Annotated in this window: 4 protein-coding genes; 1 reads left to right on the forward strand and 3 read right to left on the reverse strand. The window is 47.5% G+C overall.

The window, feature by feature from the left end:
• Together AC3B8H_RS20910 and AC3B8H_RS20915 are read right to left on the reverse strand one after the other, a co-directional pair.
• The coding region (locus tag AC3B8H_RS20910) for a M24 family metallopeptidase (RefSeq protein ID WP_488443438.1) at positions 1-388 on the reverse strand (388 nt) is incomplete at its 3' end.
• Positions 381-587 carry a ParD-like family protein gene (locus AC3B8H_RS20915; protein WP_488443439.1) on the reverse strand — a complete coding sequence of 69 codons (207 nt, stop codon included), beginning with the start codon at positions 585-587 and terminating at the stop codon, positions 381-383. The genes AC3B8H_RS20915 and AC3B8H_RS20910, both read right to left, overlap by 8 nt.
• Positions 588-1,083: 496 nt before the next feature.
• On the opposite strand from AC3B8H_RS20915, the gene AC3B8H_RS20920 reads away from it, so the two are divergent.
• Positions 1,084-1,320: a hypothetical protein gene (locus AC3B8H_RS20920; protein ID WP_488443440.1), complete on the forward strand. Its 237-nt coding sequence runs from the start codon at positions 1,084-1,086 to the stop codon at positions 1,318-1,320.
• A gap of 334 nt (positions 1,321-1,654) precedes the next feature.
• Here the strand turns inward: AC3B8H_RS20920 and AC3B8H_RS20925 are convergent.
• On the reverse strand, positions 1,655-1,853 hold a 199-nt coding region (locus tag AC3B8H_RS20925; RefSeq protein ID WP_488443441.1), incomplete at its 5' end, for a hypothetical protein.

Raw genomic sequence — 1,853 nt, forward strand, 5'->3', positions numbered from 1 at the left:
TTTTATCGACTAGTCTTTGTGCCAGTGGTGAAGCATCCCCGACTATATACATTTTGCTTGAATCAGCAATGAAACCATTTTTTTCCAGAGTTATGTCGACATTGACAATGTCCCCGGACTTGAGCAATTGCGTTGCGGAGGGTACGCCGTGACAAACCACATCATTGACTGATGTGTTCAGAACAAAGGGGAAATTATATTGTCCTTTACTGGCTGGTCTTGCGTTTAACGTATTGGTGATGAAATCTTCAACCAGGTCGTTTATTTTCATGGTTGAGATGCCAACTTTAATATGTTGATCCAGATAAGCGAATACAGAGGCGAGCAAACGCCCCGATTCACGCATCAATACCATTTCATCATCGTTTTTTAGGATAACGCTAGCCATTGCCGGGCTCATTAAATTCAACAGCTGCAATGCGTAGTTGTTCTCGCAAAATCTCCGTGTAAGTCATGTTGGGATGAGTTTCGGCCAACATGCCGATTTTTATCCAAAACTCAGCCTGGGAGTTGATCGAGCGAACCATCGTAGCGCTTGCTTTCCTAATCTCTTCATGCAGTTCGTCACTGATTTTAACGATACCCATAATTATCTGTAATATACGAAACGTATATATATTGTATATTAACATTGCGATGATTACCAGAAGTGAGCGTCAACGAAAAACAAACGCTGAAATTCATGGAAACGGAGCGAAAGTGAAGTGATGAATTTTAGTCCCCGATAGGCGTAGTGTCTGGCGGGTTTTCGCAGAAAACCTGCTAGGCTGCGACACGCCGTCAAGTCATGCGATAGCCGATGTTTCGACCCCTGGTTAGGTCGAAACGAAGTGACGCGGACACATTGGGGTCGCCGAAGGCAATTACCGTGGCGGCGGAGCCCTGATTTTCGTCCCATGGATGGGCGAAAATCTTTACGGACGGAAGCCGTCACTCGCCGGTGTCATAACGGTACAAAATGCGGTGAAACCGCCATGGCATCCGCGCGAACTACCGGGAGATTGCCCGAACGTCGGCAATTCCCCTCTTCGAAATGAGCCCGGGGCTTTGGCGTTGATTGTTGAAGTCAAATAGACAACAGCAGTGAAATGCCGCAATTTAAATGCAAATCATGCCGCCTTAAACGCGTCGAATGATTTTTTTGACATTTTCCTTGGTGAAATAAATGCCAAATATGCCATCAGGGATCTTTTCCGCGCTTCCGGGAAGGTTCCCAGTCTTTTTTGGGGTGTGCCAAACCCCATATTAAATGCGGCAGGCGTCGCTGGGAACCTTCCAAAGCCGTTTTCCACGCCGATTCCGCCAGATTATGCGCACTAAATCCGGCGGTCGGTGTTTTTTCCGTGGTCAGGAACGATCCAGTTGCCGTGAATGGCGCGGGTCACGGCAATCAACGCGGCTTGTCCGCTGATAATGCCATGGCGTTGCCTCATCAAAAAGGCTGAGCATCGACAATTTCGACGAATTTAAATAGTTGGGGTCGTTAGATGCTTACCCTCAATTTCGGAGTATTTCGAGTGGTAAAACCACGAGCGATCGCATTCCCGCTTTAACCGAAAAACGCCGCATCAGGCTTATCGCGATGGGCTGCCAACCCTTAAATTGGCCGCCTGATCCAGGGCAGAGATTTCATTTTAAATTTCCGATTTGCTGTTCAGATGAATGGTGTCAGCTCTGTTCTCGTTTGCTGATCGGGTGTTGCTACCGCAACAATCTTTGTGAGGAAAGTTCTTGCCTCGGTCGTCTTCCTGTTACTTAAAACCAACAGCGATTCGCATTTAGGTTTGGCAGCCAATACGCCGTTATTCGAGCGGTGATCCGAAGTGCCGCCCCTGGATCGCAAGTTAAATGGA

The organism is Methylomonas sp. BG-2 (assembly GCF_057766305.1).